This is a genomic window from Streptosporangium sp. NPDC087985, from assembly GCF_044741965.1.
Classification (GTDB): Bacteria; Actinomycetota; Actinomycetes; order Streptosporangiales; family Streptosporangiaceae; genus Streptosporangium.
The window spans coordinates 1-15910 of the sequence record NZ_JBIUTQ010000036.1; the positions used below are offsets into that span (position 1 = coordinate 1).

Consider the following 15910-nt stretch of genomic DNA (forward strand, 5'->3'; position numbering starts at 1 on the left):
TGGGACGCCCGGTTGAAACCGGCCGTGGTCTTACCCGCCGTCCCGCAGTGACCGGCGCTGACGAAACCGCCCTGGGTCCCCTTGGTCACGGGGAAGCCGATCGAGCAGCGGGCCGTCAGGCCGATGTAATAGGCCTGCCCCCCCACCAGATCGGAGAGGAGCTGAGGCTGCTCGCTGGACTCCACCGCCTGCACCAGATTCGTGTTCACACCGCTGGCCTCGATGAGATCCTCGGTGGCCAGGGCGTCCTTGGTAAGGACGACGATCCGGTTGTTCTTCACATCGGCGTAGCGCACCTTCCCCTTGGCCGTCGACGGCGGCGCCAGGTCGATGGTCTTCAGGGCCGAGGTGAGTTCGGCGAGCGGCCGCTCGACGAGCTCGCCCCGGGCACCCATGGCGACGATCAGGGGAAGATCGGCGGAGTTGGTAGTGGCCACCACGAGGGTCTGCGCGACGGTTCCCACGAACCAGGACCCACCAAAGCGACCACCGAGCGCGTCGCGGAGCTGCGCTTCGACCTTCGCCAGGCGGGTCTCGTTGAGCAGACGGGTCTGGGCCTCGTCCTTGGTCAGATTGAGATCACGCTGGAATGCCTCCAGCATGCCCGGCGGCGGCTTCAACGCGGCCAGGCCATCCGGCGCGGCTGCGACCTCCCGGGGGAGGGCAACGGCCGGAGTGGCCGCCAGGACAAGAGCGGTGACCGCCAGAACGCATCCCGAGATAACGGCGTGTCTACGGGGCATGGGTCTCTCCTCGACCTCGGCTTTCCCAGCAAGAGGGGGGAGACCGCCGCGTACCACTCATTGATCATGCGATACAGGCAACGCCACCTTAATCCAGATGTTGCCGGTCAAGGACGCAGAAGCCCCACGCCACGCGGACCACGATTTCGGGCAGGCTCCGCCGACGCTCTCCGAGCCCTGCGGATCAGCGCGGAGGAGTGGGGGTCACCGGTGCGTCGCGACCCTGCCGGAGAGCTCCCCGGCAGGGTCAGAAACCGTAGGCGTCGCCCAGCGCGCCCTGGACGTATTTGCGGGCCTGGTGGATGCGGGACTTGGCGGTGCCGAGCGGGATGCCGAGCTGCTCGGCCACCTCGTTGTAGTCGAGCTGGCAGATGTCGCGCAGCACCAGCGCCTGGGCCAGCTCGGGCCTGTCGGCCTCCAGCGCCTCCATCGCGTCGAGCAGGTCCAGCCGGGAACCGGCGATCACACTCACCCGCGCGACGTCGGGCTTCTGCAGCGGCAGCTCGTCGGAGCTCTGCTCGGCGGAACGCCGCTTCAGCGAGCGGTAGGTGGTCCGGGCGCAGTTGGCGGTCACGATGTGCAGCCAGGTGGTGAAACGGGCACGTCCTTCGAAGCGGCCGATGTTGCGGGCCACCGCCAGCAAGGCGTCCTGGCACGCCTCCTCGGCGTCCTGCCGGTAGGGAAGGATGCGTCCACAGTGTCGCAGGACATCTGGCTCGATCCGTCTCAGCAGCTCACCCAGCGCGCGATGATCACCTTGGGCTGCCACCCGGGCCAGTTCCTCGGTCGTCTCGTCCAGCGCCATCACGAGCCCCTATCACCGGTCACCGTCACTCGACATCCTATGGTCGAGGGTCGTTTTTGGTTAATCTTCGAGGCAAGCGCGTCCCAAGGCGAGGGGAATCGATGAACGCCGTCCTGGTGGCCTCCAACCGCGGCCCCGTCTCCTTCACCCTCTCCGAAGACGGCTCCCTGACCATGCGCCGGGGAGGCGGCGGCCTGGTGTCCGGCCTGGCCGAGGTGGCCAAGGGCCTCGACATGCTCTGGGTCTGCGCCGCACTGTCCGACGGTGACCGCGGTGCCGTACGGCTGGCACCCGGCGGCCGGCTCGACCACGCCGGCTACGACACCGGGGCGGTGCGGATGCTCGACATCCCTCCGGCGGTCTTCCACCGGGCCTACAACGCGGTGGCGAACTCCACCCTCTGGTTCATCAACCATCTCCTCTACAACACCCCCAACCGGCCACACTTCGACGCCCGGTTCCGCCGCGAGTGGGAGTCCTACCAGTCCTACAACGAGGCGTTCGCGATGGCACTGGCCGAGGAGGCCGCGCACGGGGCGAGGGTGATGGTGCAGGACTACCACCTGACCCTGGTCCCGGCCATGCTGAGAAGCGAGCGGCCCGACCTGCGGGTGGCCCACTTCTCGCACACTCCGTGGGCGCCGCCGGAGTATTTCCGCCTGCTCCCCGACGACGTCGGGACCGAGCTGCTCGAAGGCATCCTGGGTGCCGACCACGCGGGGTTCCTGACCGCGCGCTGGGCCGGGGCGTTCATGGACTGCTGCGAGACGGTGCTCGGAGCGGAGGTGGACCGCGTCGGCCGTACGGTCACCCACGGGGGCAGGAGCACCCGGATCGGGGTGCACGGCCTCGGCGTGGACGGCGAGGCGCTGCGGGCCCGGGCGTCCGAACCCGACGTCGAGTCACACATGGCCGCCCTCCGCGACCAGGTCGGCGACCGCAAGCTGATCGTGCGGATCGACCGCACCGAGCTGTCCAAGAACATCGTCCGGGGTCTGATGGCCTACCGGGAGTTCCTGGCGGCCCATCCCGAGTGGCACGGCAGGGTCGTGCACCTCGCCTTCGCCTATCCCTCCCGGCACGACCTCCCCGAATACCGCGAGTACACCGCGGCGGTGCAGCGGTGCGCCCAGGAGATCGAGGACGAGTACGCCACCGAGGACTGGGACCCGGTGATCCTCAACGTGCACGACGACTATCCCCGCTCGCTGGCCGCCTACCGACTGGCCGACGTGCTGCTGGTCAACCCGATCCGCGACGGCATGAACCTGGTGGCCAAGGAGGGCCCCATCCTGTCCCCCCACGGCGCGCTGGTGCTGTCCCGCGAGGCGGGCGCCGCCGCCGAGCTGGGCGAGCACGCGCTCGTGGTCAACCCCTACGACGTCTCCGCGACGGCCGCCGCCCTCCACGAGGCCCTGATCATGCCCGAGGAGGAGCGCGCCCGCCGGGGTGCCCGCCTGGCCGCCGCGGCCACGGCACTCCCCCCGTGGCGCTGGTTCTCCGACCAGCTCACCGCGCTCGGCACCCCCTAGCCTCATCCTGGGGGCAGCCCCCTGCCGCTCGGGCCCTCAACCCCCCGCGGTCTGACGTTCGATGGCGTCGGCGATCGAGCCGAGCAGCTTCAGCACCCCCGGGGGGCCGTCCACGACGATGTCGGCCTCCACGGAGATCTCATCCGAACCGCTGAAAACCGTCACACCGGGCAGCCCAGACGCCCGGACGGCCGCGAAGGCCGCCAGGTCACCCAGGTCGTCCCCGGCGAACAGCACCGACCGCGCCGCCCGTTCGCGCAGGAAGGTGCTGAGCGCCACCCCCTTGTCCACTCCGGGGGGCCGCAGCTCCAGCACGAACTTGCCCGGCTCGACCGCCAGGCCGGTCTCGGCCGCCAGCTTGGCGACCGGCTCGCGCAACGCCTCCAGCGCGGCCCACGGGTCGGCCGCCCGCCGTGTGTGCACGGCTACCGCCCGTTCCTTGTCCTCGATCCTGACCCCGTCAAACATGGAGACCAGCCGGGGCAGCTCGGCGCGGACCCGGGCCAGTCCCGGGTGGGCGGGGGGTGCGGTGAGCGTGCCCGCCTCCCAGCGTTCGAGCCCGTAGTGGCCGAGCACGACCAGCCCCGGCACTCCGGCCAGCGAGCCGTACTCGACGGCGGTGGCGGCCGGGCGGCCGGTGATCACCGCGATGGCACCGACCAGCCTGCCGAGCCTGGCCAGCACCGCGGGACCGTCGGGGTGGATCCTGGCCGACTCGGGGTCGGGCACGATCGGGGAGAGTGTGCCGTCGAAGTCAAGCCCGATCACCGCCCCGGCGGGGTCGTCCAGGATCGCTCGCAGTCCATCGGGAGTGTTCATGGTCGCTCGGCCCTTTCTCGGCTCACCGGGTTCGCTCCCCCACAGGATCGGCCCGGCCGCTTGCCTGACTGTCCGTACCCGGGGACACGGGACACAAGCCCGCCCGCCTCGCCGTACCCGGAGATCAGGGGCGCAAGCCCGTCCGGCGGGCGGCGCGGGCGCGGCGGCGTGTCTCGCGGAGCCGGCGCAGGCGCTTGACCAGCATCGGATCGTGGGCGAGCGCCTCGGGTCTGTCGATGAGCTCGCCGAGCAGCTGGTAGTAGCGGGTCGCCGAGATGTCGAAGGTCTCGCGGACGGCCTGTTCCTTGGCGCCGGCGTGGCGCCACCACTGGCGCTCGAAGGCGAGGATCTCCCGTTCCCTGTCCGTCAGAGCCCGCCCGACCGGCTCCTGGGCGGCGCCGTCACCGGGGGTCGGCGCGGTGTCCATTGATGTCCTCCTCGGTCGGGCACGGAGTGATCACACCGCGTGCGCGCGGCCCGCTGCCAGGATAGTCGGGAATTTCCGGCCGTTCACGACGCATGTCTCTGCTGCTGTTCATGCGAGAGACGGGGACGTACAGTCACCAAGTGACCTCTGTCATCAGTCTTCTCACTGACTACGGCCTGGAGGACGGCTACGTCGCCGCCTGCCACGGCGTGATCCTCTCGATCTCACCGGAGTCACGGATCATCGATGTGTGCCATCTGGTCCCGTCGGGGGACGTACGGCGCGCCGCGGCGATCCTGGCGCAGACGATTCCCCATCTCCCCGCCGGCATGCACGTCGCCGTGGTGGATCCCGGCGGCGGCTCGCGCCGCCCGGTGGCGATCAAGGCGGGCGGGCACGTGTTCCTCGGCCCGGACAACGGCGTGCTGTCGTGGGCGGCCCATTCCTGCGGCGCGGAGGCGGCCTACGAGCTGACCAACGAGGAGCTCTTCAGGAGACCGGTGTCGCCCACCTTCCACGGACGCGACATCTTCGCGCCGGTGGCGGCACACCTGACGGTCGGGCGCGGCCTGGCAGAGCTTGGACCGGAGATCCCGCTGGAGCGGCTGGTCTCGCTGCCCACGCCGACCTCGCTGGTGCACGAGGGCATGGTGGAGGGCGAGGTGCTGTCGGTGGACCGTCACGGCAACACCCAGCTGTCGGTGGATGCGGGCGATCTGGCCGCGCTCGGGGTGCGGCCGGGCATCACCCTGGTGATCTGGCTGGGCAGGAGGCAGATCTCGGTGCCGTTCCGGGAGACGTTCGCCGCGGTGCCCCCCGGTGATCTGGTCGCCTTCGCCGATTCGGCGGGGCTGATCGCCCTGGCGGTCAACGCCGGCGACGCCTCCCAGCGGCTGGGGCTCCCTCCGGGAGCCCGCGTCCGGCTGTCCCTCGCCCCCTGACCCAGGGTCTCTGCGCTGACCTGCGAGGACGTGTCGTGGCAAGAGCACGTCAGGTGGGCGGATCATAGATCGGCCCGGAGGTCAACCAAGATTTCCCCTGTTCTGGGGCCGCGATCATTACCACCGGCCGACCATTCCGACACCACTTTGAGGCATGTCGATGGATAGTCTCACTCCCGTTACTTTCAGTAGCCGCTCATAAACGGACAGTTTCAGTCCAGAAATGATGCGGTTTCCTTTCGGGGGGAAAACAAATGATTCGTCGTCTTCTCATCACCACCGCCTGCGTCGGCGTCGCCATCCTCGCGCCGGCCGCCGCCGCGTCGGCAGCCACGTCCTCGGCCAAGAGCGCGAACTGCTGCGGCGGGGTCATCGCCCCGACGGCCGCCGTGTACAGCACCAGCGTCGCCTGCGCGCCCATGACGACCGCCGTCTACAGCACGCCGGTCGTCTACGGCTCCGGCGTCTACGGCGCCGGCTGCGGCGGCGTGTACGCGGCCGGCTGCGACTACGGCGTCGGCGTCTACGGCTCCGGCGTCTACGGCGGCGGTATCTACGGCGGTGGCGTCTACGGCAGCGGCATCGGCCGCGGCTTCGGCGGCGGCATCGGCGGCTTCGGTGGCCGCGGCGTCGTCGGCAACGGCAACATCGTCAGCAGCGGCAGCGGTTTCGGCCACGGCGTCGGCGTGGGTGGCCTCGTCGGCATCGGCGGCATCAACGCCAACGTCCTCGGCAGCCAGATCGGCGGCTGACCGCACCGGTAGCAGGTGGCAGTAGACAGAGAGGGCGGCGCTTCCCCATCCCATGGGGAAGCGCCGCCCTCCTGCGTTTCCGGGCCCTCTGCGTTCGCGGACCCTCCTACAGGTGCACCACGTCGTGGGTCTCGGCGAAGTGGCAGGCGCTCGCGTGCGCGGTGCCCGGCCGGATCTGCAGCAGCGGCTCCTGCTGGGCGCAGATATCCTGCGCCTTCCAGCACCTGGTGCGGAACCGGCAGCCCGACGGCGGGTTGGCCGGGGACGGCGGGTCACCCTGCAGGATGATCCGCTCACGCCGCTCACGCCCGTCCGGGTCGGGCACCGGCACCGCCGACAGCAGCGCCTGGGTGTACGGATGGGCCGGGCGGTCGTAGATCTCGGTGTCCTTGCCGAGCTCGACCATCTTGCCCAGATACATCACTCCCACCCTGTCGGAGATGTGACGGACCACCGACAGGTCGTGCGCGATGAAGATGTAGGCGAGGCCCAGCTCGTTCTGCAGCCGCTCCAGCAGGTTGATGACCTGGGCCTGGATCGACACGTCGAGCGCGGACACGGGCTCGTCGCAGACGATGATCTCCGGCTGGAGCGCCAGACCGCGGGCGATGCCGATACGCTGACGCTGCCCGCCGGAGAACTGGTGCGGGTAGCGGTTGATGTGCTCGGGGTTGAGCCCCACGACCTCAAGCAGCTCCTGCACCTTGCGGCGCCGGTCGCCCTTGGGGGCGACCTCCTGGTGGATCTCGTACGGCTCGCCGATGATGTCGCCCACGGTCATCCGGGGGTTCAGCGAGGTGTACGGGTCCTGCATGACCATCTGGATGTTGCGGCGGACCCGCTTGAGCTCGCCGCCCCTGGCCTGGGCGATCTCCCGCCCGTTGATCTTCACGGAGCCGGAGGTCGGCCGCTCCAGCGCCATCAGGAGCTTGGCCAGCGTGGACTTGCCACAGCCGGACTCGCCCACGATGCCGAGCGTCTCGCCGCGGCGCAGGTCGAAGGAGACCCCGTCCACGGCCTTGATCGCACCGACCTGCTTCTTCATGAGGATGCCCTGGTTCAGCGGGAAGTGCTTGACCAGGTCGCGGACCTCAAGGATCGGCTCACCTGCGGCTGCCATCGAGGACCTCCCTCCAGTAGTGACAGGCGCTGCTACGCGTCGGGCCGATCTCGTGGAGAGGCGGCGCGTCGGTGACGCAGCTGTCCTGACGGTAGGGGCACCGGGGGTGGAAGGCGCAGCCCGAGGGCATCGCCAGCAGGTTCGGCGGTGTGCCCTTGATGGCGTACAGCTCCTGGCCCTTCTGGTCGACCCGGGGGATCGAGTCCAGCAGCCCCTTGGCGTACGGATGGGCGGGTGCCCGGTAGATGTCGTGCACGAGGGCGTTCTCCACGATCCGCCCGCCGTACATGACCGCGATCTTGTCCGCGACGTCGGCGACCACGCCGAGGTCGTGGGTGATGAGGATCAGGCCCATGTTGCTCTCGCGCTGCAGTTCGGCGAGGAGTTCCATGATCTGGGCCTGCACCGTCACGTCGAGCGCGGTGGTCGGCTCGTCGGCTATCAGCACCTCCGGATCGAGCGCGATCGACATCGCGATCATGATGCGCTGGCGCATGCCGCCGGAGAACTGGTGGGGGTAGTCGTGCACCCGCTGCTTGGCGCCGGGGATGCGGACCCGGTCCATCAGCTCGACGGCCTTCTTCTCGGCCTCGCGCCGGGAGGTTCCACGGTGCACCCGGAACATCTCCCCGATCTGCGAGCCCACGGTGAACACCGGGTTCAGCGCGGAGAGCGCGTCCTGGAAGATCATCGAGATCCGCTGGCCACGGACCTGGGAACGGGCGTCCTCGCTCAGCTTGAGCAGGTCCGTGCCGCGGAAGCGGATCTCGCCCCGGGGGATGCGGGCCGGCGGCATGTCGAGGATGCCCATGATCGCCTGCGCGGTCACCGACTTGCCGGAGCCCGACTCACCGAGCACGGCGAGCGTCTCTCCGGGGTTGAGCGAGTAGCTGACCCCGTTGACCGCCTTGACGACGCCCTGCCTGGTGACGAACTCCACGTGCAGGTCGTCGACGGCGAGCAGGGGCTCGTTGCCCAGGGCTCCCGTCGCCGGCACCACCGACGTTGTCGTCTTCTTCACAGGTTCCCCCTTACCGCAGCTTCGGATCGAGGGCGTCGCGGACCGCGTCGCCCAGCATGATGAAGGCCAGCACGGTCAGGCTCAGGAACAGCGCCGGGAAGAGCAGCGGCCCCGGAGCCTCCAGGAAGCGCTCACGGGCATCGGAGATCATGAGTCCCCAGGAGATGTCCGGCGAGCGCAGGCCCACGCCGAGGAACGACAGACCGGCCTCGGCGGCGATGAAGCCGCCCAGGTTGATCGTGGCGACCACGATCACGGGCGCGACCGCGTTCGGCAGGATGTGCCGGAACATGAGCCGGGGCGCGGAGGCGCCGAGTGCCCGGGCCGCGACCACGTAGTCCTGGCTCTTGGCGGTGATCACCGCGGCCCGCATGATGCGGAAGGTCATCGGCCAGGCCAGTACGGCCAGCGCCAGCATGACGGTCCAGACGTTGCCCGTGCGGAAGACGGCCAGGATGAGCAGGGCGCCGAGGATCGACGGGATCGCGAAGAAGACCTCGGTGATCCGGGAGAACAGGGTGTCCACCGCACCGCCCTTGAACCCCGCGACGAGGCCGAGCAGGCCGCCGACCACCGCGGTGACGACGGTGGTCGTCACGCCGACCACGATCGAGTTGCGGGCACCGTAGACCGTGCGGGCGTAGACGTCACAGCCGAGGTTGTCGGTGCCGAACCAGTGGGCGCCGCTCATGCCCTTACGGGCGTCGCCGAGCTGGCAGTTCACGGCGTTGAACGGATCAATCGACGTGAAGAGCCACGGCAGCACCGACATGATGAGAAAAATGCCGATAAGCACGGCAGAGCCGATGAAGAGCGGGCGACGGCGCAGATCGTGCCAGGCGTCGCTCCACAGGCTCGCGGCCTTCTCGGGCTTGGGCTTCTTGCCATGTCTGGCGCGCCCGGCGGGCGGGGCAAGGGTGTCACTCATAGCGGATCCTCGGGTCGAGCACGGCGTAGAGCAGGTCGACGACCAGGTTGGCCAGGATGTAGATCAGCACCAGCACGGTCACGATGCCGACGACCACGGACTGTTCGCGCAGGTAGACCGAGCTGAACAGCTGCTGGCCGATACCGGGCAGGTTGAAGATCGTTTCGGTGATCACCGCGCCGCCCATCAGCGTGCCGAGGTCGGCGCCGAGATAGGTGACCAGCGGGATCAGCGCGTTGCGCAGCGCGTGCCGGCCGACGACCCGGCGCCGGGGCAGGCCCTTGGCCACCGCGGTGCGGACGTAGTCGGCGCGCAGGGTCTCCACGAGACTGGTCCGGGTGAGCCGGGTGAGGTAGGCGATCGACACCCCGGCGAGCACGAAGCCGGGCAGCAGATAGCTGCGCCAGCCGTCTCCCACGCCCGCGACGGGGAAGAAGCCGATCCCCAGCTTCACTCCCAGGAGCAGCTGGAGCACGAAGCCGGTGACCAGGGTGGGGACGGAGATCAGCACCAGCGTGGACGCGAGGATCATCGAGTCCTGGGCCTTGCCGTGGCGCAGCGCCGCGTAGAGGCCGAGACCCACTCCGATGATCGCCTCCATGATCAGGGCCATCACCGCCAGGTTGATGGTCACCTGGAACTTGCCGGCCATGAGGTCCGTGACCGGAACCCCGGCGAAGGTGGTGCCGAAGTCGCCACCGAACAGGCCCACGATGTAGTACCAGTACTGCACCAGGAACGGGTCGTTCAGGTGGTACTGCTCCCGCAGGATGGCGACGATGTTGGGGTCCATCCGCTTCTCGCCCGCCAGCGCCGCGATGGGATCGCCGGGCAGCGCGAAGACGATGGCGTAGATGAGCAGGGTGGCGCCCAGCAGGACAGGTATCGCCTGGATAAGGCGCCTGATGATGTAACGGCTCATTCAAGCCTCCCGTACATGCCTCGGGGGCAGCCCCTCGGAACCGGTTGGGGTGTGCGGTGTCGGGGGCTGCCCGAGGCAGTCCATGGGGCCGGGCTCAGACACCCGGCCCGCAGCCGTCCGTCAGTCGACCTTCTCGACGTTGATCCATTCGACCTGGTTGAGGAGGTTGATCTTGACGCCCTTGACATGCTGGGAGAACGCGGCGTTGGTCCGGTAGAAGTACACCGGAACGTACGGCAGTTCCTTGATCAGGATGTCATCGGCCTGCTGGTAGAACTTCAGGCCCTCCTCCTGCGTCGGGGCGGTGTCGCCCTTGGCGAGGAGGTCGTCGAACTCCTTGTTGGACCAGCCGGCGTAGTTGGAGCCGGTCTTGATCGCGACGGTGGAGAAGATCGGGGTCAGGTAGTTCTCCGCCGACGGGTAGTCGATCGCCCAGCCCATGCGGAACATACCGCCGTAGGTCTTCTTGTCGAGCTCGTCGAGGATCGAGGCGAACTTCTCGAACGGCTTCACCTGGACGTCGACGCCGAGGTTGGCGCGCAGGTTGTTGGCGACGGCCTCGATCCACTCCTTGTGCGGACCGTCGGAGTTGTAGCCCAGCTCCAGCGTCTTCGGACCGTTGGCGGCGGCGTACTGCGCCTTGGCCTTGGCGGGGTCGTAGGTGCAGACCGCGCAGGCGCCCGCGCGGTAGCCGTCGAGCAGCGGGTTGATGAAGTCGTCGGCCGGGGCGCGGGTGCCCGAGAAGACCGTCTCGGCGATCGTCTTGCGGTCGATGGCCATGGAGATGGCCTCGCGGACCCTCACGTCCGAGTAGAGCTTGTTGTACTGCAGCGGGAAGCCGATGTAGCCGACGCCGGCGTCGGCCTGGTCGATGTAGCGCTCGCCGAGCTCGGCCTTGGCGCTGGCGACCGCCGACGGGGGCAGCGAGTCGTGGATGTCCAGGTTGCCCGCGCGCAGGTCGTTGAACGCGGTCTCAGAGCTCGAGTAGAGCTTGAACTGGAGCTTGTCGAACTTCGGCTTCTCCCCGGGGAACGCGTCGTACCGGGTCAGGTTGATCGTCTGGTCCGTGCCCTTGTTGTAGGGCTTGTCGAACTTGAAGTAACCCTGCCCGATCGGCTGCTTGGCGTACGTGTCGGTGATCTTTCCGTCGTCACCGAACGCGACCTTGGGCAGCGGGTAGAACGCCGTGTAGCCCAGCATCGTCTTGAACTGCGAGAACGGCTGGCTGAGGGTGACCTTGAAGGTGGTGTCGTCGACGACCTGCAGACCCTTCATCCCCTCGGCGGAGACGGGCTTGCCCTCGCCCGGGTTCAGGTCGGCCCAGCCCTCGATACGGCTGAAGAAGCCGTTGGCGCTCTGGGCGTTGTCCTGGTTGGCGGCGTAGTTCCACGCGTCGACGTAGTTCTGCGCGGTCAGCGGGTCACCGTTGTGCCAGGTGTAGCCCGGCTTAAGCTTGATCGTCCAGACCTTGTTGTCGGTCGTCTTGATCGACTCGGCGACATCGTCGACAACCTGCTTGTTCTCGTCATAGCTCACCAGCGGAGCGAAAACGGCGGCCAGGACCTCGGAGCCCTCGGACTCGGTGGTGTCACCGGGGTAGAAGAGCTTCTGCGGCTCACCGAGCTCCATGCGCACGGGCCGGTCGGCCGAGGCCGTCCCGTCACCCGTGGAGCTCTGACTGCCGCACGCGGCCAGCCCCAGAGCGAGCAGCGCGGTACCAGCGATAATCCGTGCGCTCTTAGTAACGCGCATTGTGGTAATTCCTCCCTTTACAGGTGGACGTCGCCAATGAGGTTCCGAAGCTTGGGCGGCCAGACGGAGGGTGTCATGGTCCTCCCACCCCGCCGTTCCGGCCAAGGTGCTGACGTCACACCGGTCGGACGCGACTATCCCGCACCACTCCACACCAAAACATCTCTGTGATGTTGCAGTTCAGTCACATATTCGCCAATTAGGTGTCATGCGTCTGCCAACCCGGCCGGCCCAAGCCCCCATGAAGACCATAAGTAGACATAGGGCCCATGTAGGGCGTGAACGGTCACGCCAAAATACCCTCCCCACGGGAGTGGTCGTGTCCGTTCCCCGCGGATGACCTCTACCTGGGCTAACGTTGACCTCGCCGCAGGGGGGTGCAGGTTCACCGGCGGACCACATAATTGCCCTGGAACCTCTTCCGCAGAGATCCCGTCCAATGTGTGCGGCGGAGCACCGCCGCAGGCACTTCAACCACTCGCATCCAATAGAGTCCTTGCCATGAGCCAGCCGGAATCCGCGATCGCGGACGCCCAGGCGGGCGGCCCGAGTAACGGCACCCCAGACATGGGGCAAGAGCCGCTGGCCAAGCTCGCCGAGCGTTACGGACTTCGACGTGCCATCGCACGCCCCAGTCTGCCCGTCTACCTGCGCCAGTTGTGGGAACGACGGCACTTCGTCATGACCTACGCGACCTCGCGCAACGTCTCGAAGTACAGCAACTCAGCCCTGGGCCAGCTCTGGCAGGTCCTCACCCCGCTGCTCAACGCGGGGATCTACTACGTGATGTTCGGCCTCATCCTCGGCGCGAGGGGGAACATCGACAACTATCCCGCGTTCCTCATCACCGGGATGTTCGTCTTCACCTACACCCAGCGCTCGGTAAGCAGCGGGGCCAAGGCGATCTCCGGCAATCTGTCGATGATCCGCGCACTGCACTTCCCCCGCGCGGCGCTCCCGCTGGCCTACACGATCCAGGAATTCCAGCAGCTCATGATCTCCATGGGTGTGCTGTTCACGGTGATCTTGATCACCGGTGAGCCGATCACCTGGTTCTGGCTGCTGGTCCCTGTCGCCCTGCTGCTGCAGACGATGTTCAACGTCGGCGCCAGCCTGGTCCTGTCCCGCATCGGCGCCACCGCCCGCGACCTGAACCAGCTCCTGCCGTTCATCACGCGCACCTGGCTCTACTCCTCCGGCGTCTTCTTCTCGATCCAGGACAGGATCACCGTCCAGTGGGTGGCGGACATCATGTACGCCAATCCGGCCGCCGCCTACATCGAACTGATGCGCGACCTGCTCATGCAGACGCACCAGACGCACGCCCCAAGCTCGTGGATCTGGTCCGTCTGCATATTCTGGGCCGTGTTCGCCCTGATCGGCGGCTTCTGGTACTTCTGGCGGGCCGAGGAGAAGTACGGACGTGGCTGAGTTGACCGAGGAGCTGCCCCAAGTGAAGGCTGAGGAACCCGGCGTCCCGACCACGGATGTCAGGGTGCACCCCAACCCGGACCCCGTCGGCAACAGCCGGATGGGAACTCCGACGGTCATCGTGGACGACCTGCACATCATCTACCGCGTGTACGGCGCCACCACCGACGCCGAGAAGGGCAACGCGGCCAACGCCCTCATGCGCATGATCAGGCGCCAGGGCCGGCCGCAGATGAAGGAGGTCCACGCCGTCCGCGGAGTCTCCTTCGTGGCCCATCACGGCGACGCCATCGGCATCATCGGCCGTAACGGCTCGGGCAAGTCCACCATGCTGCGCGCCATCGCCGGCCTTCTGCCGCCCCACTCGGGTGCGGTCTACACCGACGGCCAGCCCTCCCTGCTCGGTGTCAACGCCGCGCTGATGCGCGAACTCACCGGCGAGCGCAACATCGTGCTCGGCTGCTACGCGATGGGCATGAACCCCCGGCAGGTGAGAGAGAAGTACGACGATATCGTCGACTTCTCCGGCATCGGAGAGTTCGTGCAGTTCCCCATGTCGACCTACTCCTCCGGCATGGGTGCCCGCCTCCGCTTCGCCATCGCCTCCGCCAAGGCCCACGACGTGCTTCTCATCGACGAGGCCCTGGCCACCGGTGACCGCGACTTCAAGCGCAAGAGCCAGGAACGGATCAAGAAGATGCGTGACGAGGCCGGCACGGTCTTCCTGGTCGCGCACAACCTCGATGTGATCGAGGAGACCTGTAACCGGGTGATCTGGCTGCACAAGGGCAAGATCAAGATGGATGGCGACCCGAAGACGGTGCTCGCCGCCTACAACAGCGTCTGAGGCGCGCCCACACTCGCTACAACGGCCTGTGGCGGGGCAGGATGAGGGGCGACCGACAAGACCGCTCCCACTGGAGGTGAACCGTGTCTCCACGGCCACCGATTCCCTATGACTTCCTGCCCCAGGTTCCCGCGCTGACCGTCGAGAGCGATGACGTCCGCGACGGCGAGACCATGTCCGAGGCCCAGGTGTTCGACGACTGGGGGGCGACCGGGCAGAACATCTCCCCGCACCTGCGCTGGTCGGGGGCTCCCGAGGGCACCCTGAGCTACGCGGTGACGTGCTACGACCCCGACGCCCCCACCGGCAGCGGATTCTGGCACTGGCTGCTGTTCGACATCCCCGCCGAGGTGACCGAGCTGCCCGCCGGAGCGGGCGCCGCCGGCTCCGGTTTCGGCGTGCACAGCCGCAACGACTACGGCATCAGCGCCTACGGCGGCGCCGCCCCGCCGCCCGGCTGGCCGCATCGTTATCTGTTCGCCGTACACGCCCTCGATGTGGAGAAGCTCGGCGTGGAGGCCGACACCCCACCGCCCGTGGTGGGCTTCAACATCATTGCCCACACCCTGGCCCGCGGATACATCGCCCCCGTGTACGAAACCTGAGGCGCAGGGACCCGCCCTCGACGTCGGCACGCCCTCGCGGGTTGACGGCGACGCCGCACGTCGCGGCTCGGACACCGGTGAACGGCGCCGGATACCGGCGCCGGCCATCGGTGGGCCCTCCGGGGGCAATCCGCTGACATCGTGACGGGCGCTCCGCTATGATTCGAACGTTGTTTCGATTCAAGGAAGTCGTCATGGAGTGGGGGCGCGCGATGCGAGAGCTGTCGACGGCGATCGACCACCTGGCCACAGAGGACCCGTCAGAGATTCCCCGTCTCCAACTGGTCGAGCAGCTCATCGAGCTGCACTGGCAGATGGCCAGACTTCAGGCTCAGATCGCCCGTCGCACCTCCGTGCGAGAACCTGGCCTCTGAACACGCGCAGAGACCGGCCGGTGCGCACCGGCCGGTCTCTGCTGTCGCGAACACCCGGCGCCGCAGTGAATATCCCATCTCACCGCGGATCCATGTTTCCGCGTCGCCGTGACCATCCGCCGTCACGGCGGTTCTCCGCCTCGCCGTGATTACTCAGCGGCGCCCTTGTCGACGCTCGTGGTGGCGTCGGCCTCGGAGGCGTTGGCCTCGGTGTCGACGGCCTCGGTGACGACCTCGGTGCTCTCCGCGTCGGTGCCGACGGCCGACGGCGCGACTACGTCACCGGAGTCGACGGGGACGATCGAGATGGCGCCCTCGGCGGCCGGCGCGGCCTCGTCCGAGGTCACGGCGTCCACCAGCGGGGCAACGGTGTCCGCCTGCTCGGCGTTCTCCGTGACGGTCTGGTCCGCCGCGTCGACGACGCCGTCGCGCTTGGAGGACTCCTCGGCCGCCTCGGTGGAGGCCTCAGTGGCCTCGACGCTCTGCGTGGCCACGGCGGTCAGGTTGCTGACACCGTCGCCGAGGGCCGGGAGAACCTCGGTCGGCAGACCGCCCTCTGCGGGAGCGTCGGCCATCGGAGCCTCGACCACCGAGTCCTCGACCATGGCGCCTTCGACGGCCGGGACGTCCGCCACCGGAGCCTCGGCCATCGACTGCTCGACCGTCAACGCCTCGGCCACCGGGCCTTCGACAGCCGGCACGTCGACCAGGGCGTCCGCCATCGGAGCCTCGGCCGGAGCGTCCGACAGCGGAGCCTCGACCACCGAGTCCTCGACCATCGAGCCTTCGACAGCCGGGACGTCCGCCACCGGAGCCTCGGCCATCGACTGCTCGACCGTCAACGCCTCGGCCACCGGGCCTTCGACAGCCGGCACGTCGACCAGGGCGTCC

16 protein-coding genes and 1 pseudogene are annotated in these 15910 nt (G+C 68.2%); 7 read left to right on the forward strand and 10 right to left on the reverse strand.

Annotated elements, in window-relative coordinates; all coding sequences use genetic code 11:
- Together ACIN94_RS31860 and ACIN94_RS31865 are read right to left on the reverse strand one after the other, a co-directional pair.
- Positions 1-743, reverse strand: a 743-nt coding sequence (locus tag ACIN94_RS31860) for an alpha-lytic protease prodomain-containing protein (RefSeq protein ID WP_400714422.1), incomplete at its 3' end; no start/stop codon positions are given.
- A gap of 247 nt (positions 744-990) precedes the next feature.
- Positions 991-1548 (reverse strand): RNA polymerase sigma factor, encoded by a 558-nt coding sequence (locus tag ACIN94_RS31865; protein ID WP_400714425.1) that lies wholly within the window; start codon positions 1546-1548, stop codon positions 991-993.
- A 101-nt stretch (positions 1549-1649) separates the two neighbouring features.
- Here ACIN94_RS31865 and ACIN94_RS31870 point away from each other — a divergent pair, with 101 nt between their 5' ends.
- The gene (locus ACIN94_RS31870) at positions 1650-3080 is read left to right on the forward strand and encodes a trehalose-6-phosphate synthase (protein ID WP_400714428.1); all 1431 of its coding nucleotides are present in this window, start codon (positions 1650-1652) and stop codon (positions 3078-3080) included.
- Between the two features lie 36 nt (positions 3081-3116).
- Here ACIN94_RS31870 and otsB read toward each other — a convergent pair whose 3' ends face one another.
- The gene (gene otsB, locus ACIN94_RS31875) at positions 3117-3899 is read right to left on the reverse strand and encodes a trehalose-phosphatase (protein ID WP_400714431.1); all 783 of its coding nucleotides are present in this window, start codon (positions 3897-3899) and stop codon (positions 3117-3119) included.
- 124 nt (positions 3900-4023) lie between these two features.
- Positions 4024-4326 carry a DUF3263 domain-containing protein gene (locus tag ACIN94_RS31880; protein WP_400714434.1) on the reverse strand — a complete coding sequence of 101 codons (303 nt, stop codon included), beginning with the start codon at positions 4324-4326 and terminating at the stop codon, positions 4024-4026.
- A gap of 140 nt (positions 4327-4466) precedes the next feature.
- On the opposite strand from ACIN94_RS31880, the gene ACIN94_RS31885 reads away from it, so the two are divergent.
- On the forward strand, positions 4467-5267 hold the full coding sequence (locus ACIN94_RS31885; protein ID WP_400714437.1) for an S-adenosyl-l-methionine hydroxide adenosyltransferase family protein: 801 nt from the start codon (positions 4467-4469) through the stop codon (positions 5265-5267).
- 254 nt (positions 5268-5521) lie between these two features.
- Positions 5522-6019, forward strand: a complete 498-nt coding sequence (locus ACIN94_RS31890; protein ID WP_400714440.1) for a hypothetical protein — start codon at positions 5522-5524, stop codon at positions 6017-6019.
- A 106-nt stretch (positions 6020-6125) separates the two neighbouring features.
- Here the strand turns inward: ACIN94_RS31890 and ACIN94_RS31895 are convergent, their stop codons facing one another.
- The 5 genes from ACIN94_RS31895 to ACIN94_RS31915 form a co-directional block, all read right to left on the reverse strand.
- Entirely contained in the window at positions 6126-7139 is a 1014-nt protein-coding gene (locus ACIN94_RS31895; RefSeq protein ID WP_400714443.1) for an ABC transporter ATP-binding protein, read from the reverse strand.
- Entirely contained in the window at positions 7123-8160 is a 1038-nt protein-coding gene (locus ACIN94_RS31900) for an ABC transporter ATP-binding protein (RefSeq protein ID WP_400714446.1), read from the reverse strand. Before ACIN94_RS31900 ends, ACIN94_RS31895 begins: the two co-directional genes overlap by 17 nt.
- A gap of 10 nt (positions 8161-8170) precedes the next feature.
- Entirely contained in the window at positions 8171-9088 is a 918-nt protein-coding gene (locus ACIN94_RS31905; protein ID WP_400714449.1) for an ABC transporter permease, read from the reverse strand.
- Positions 9081-10010, reverse strand: a complete 930-nt coding sequence (locus ACIN94_RS31910) for an ABC transporter permease (protein ID WP_400714452.1) — start codon at positions 10008-10010, stop codon at positions 9081-9083. Before ACIN94_RS31910 ends, ACIN94_RS31905 begins: the two co-directional genes overlap by 8 nt.
- A 120-nt stretch (positions 10011-10130) precedes the next feature.
- On the reverse strand, positions 10131-11762 hold the full coding sequence (locus ACIN94_RS31915; protein WP_400714455.1) for an ABC transporter substrate-binding protein: 1632 nt from the start codon (positions 11760-11762) through the stop codon (positions 10131-10133).
- Between the two features lie 501 nt (positions 11763-12263).
- On the opposite strand from ACIN94_RS31915, the gene ACIN94_RS31920 reads away from it, so the two are divergent.
- The 4 genes from ACIN94_RS31920 to ACIN94_RS31935 all read left to right on the forward strand — a co-directional run bounded on the left by ACIN94_RS31920 (position 12264) and on the right by ACIN94_RS31935 (position 15019).
- A complete protein-coding gene (locus ACIN94_RS31920; RefSeq protein ID WP_400714458.1) occupies positions 12264-13193 on the forward strand; it encodes an ABC transporter permease in 930 nt (309 codons plus the stop codon).
- A complete protein-coding gene (locus ACIN94_RS31925; RefSeq protein WP_400714461.1) occupies positions 13186-14040 on the forward strand; it encodes an ABC transporter ATP-binding protein in 855 nt (284 codons plus the stop codon). The genes ACIN94_RS31920 and ACIN94_RS31925 overlap by 8 nt, the downstream gene beginning before the upstream one ends.
- An 83-nt stretch (positions 14041-14123) precedes the next feature.
- The gene (locus ACIN94_RS31930; protein WP_400714464.1) at positions 14124-14645 is read left to right on the forward strand and encodes a YbhB/YbcL family Raf kinase inhibitor-like protein; all 522 of its coding nucleotides are present in this window, start codon (positions 14124-14126) and stop codon (positions 14643-14645) included.
- Positions 14646-14815: 170 nt separating this feature from the next.
- The gene (locus ACIN94_RS31935; protein ID WP_400714467.1) at positions 14816-15019 is read left to right on the forward strand and encodes a hypothetical protein; all 204 of its coding nucleotides are present in this window, start codon (positions 14816-14818) and stop codon (positions 15017-15019) included.
- Between the two features lie 149 nt (positions 15020-15168).
- On the opposite strand, the pseudogene ACIN94_RS31940 reads toward ACIN94_RS31935, so the two are convergent.
- Positions 15169-15910 (reverse strand): annotated as a pseudogene (locus ACIN94_RS31940) (hypothetical protein); the annotation flags it as partial.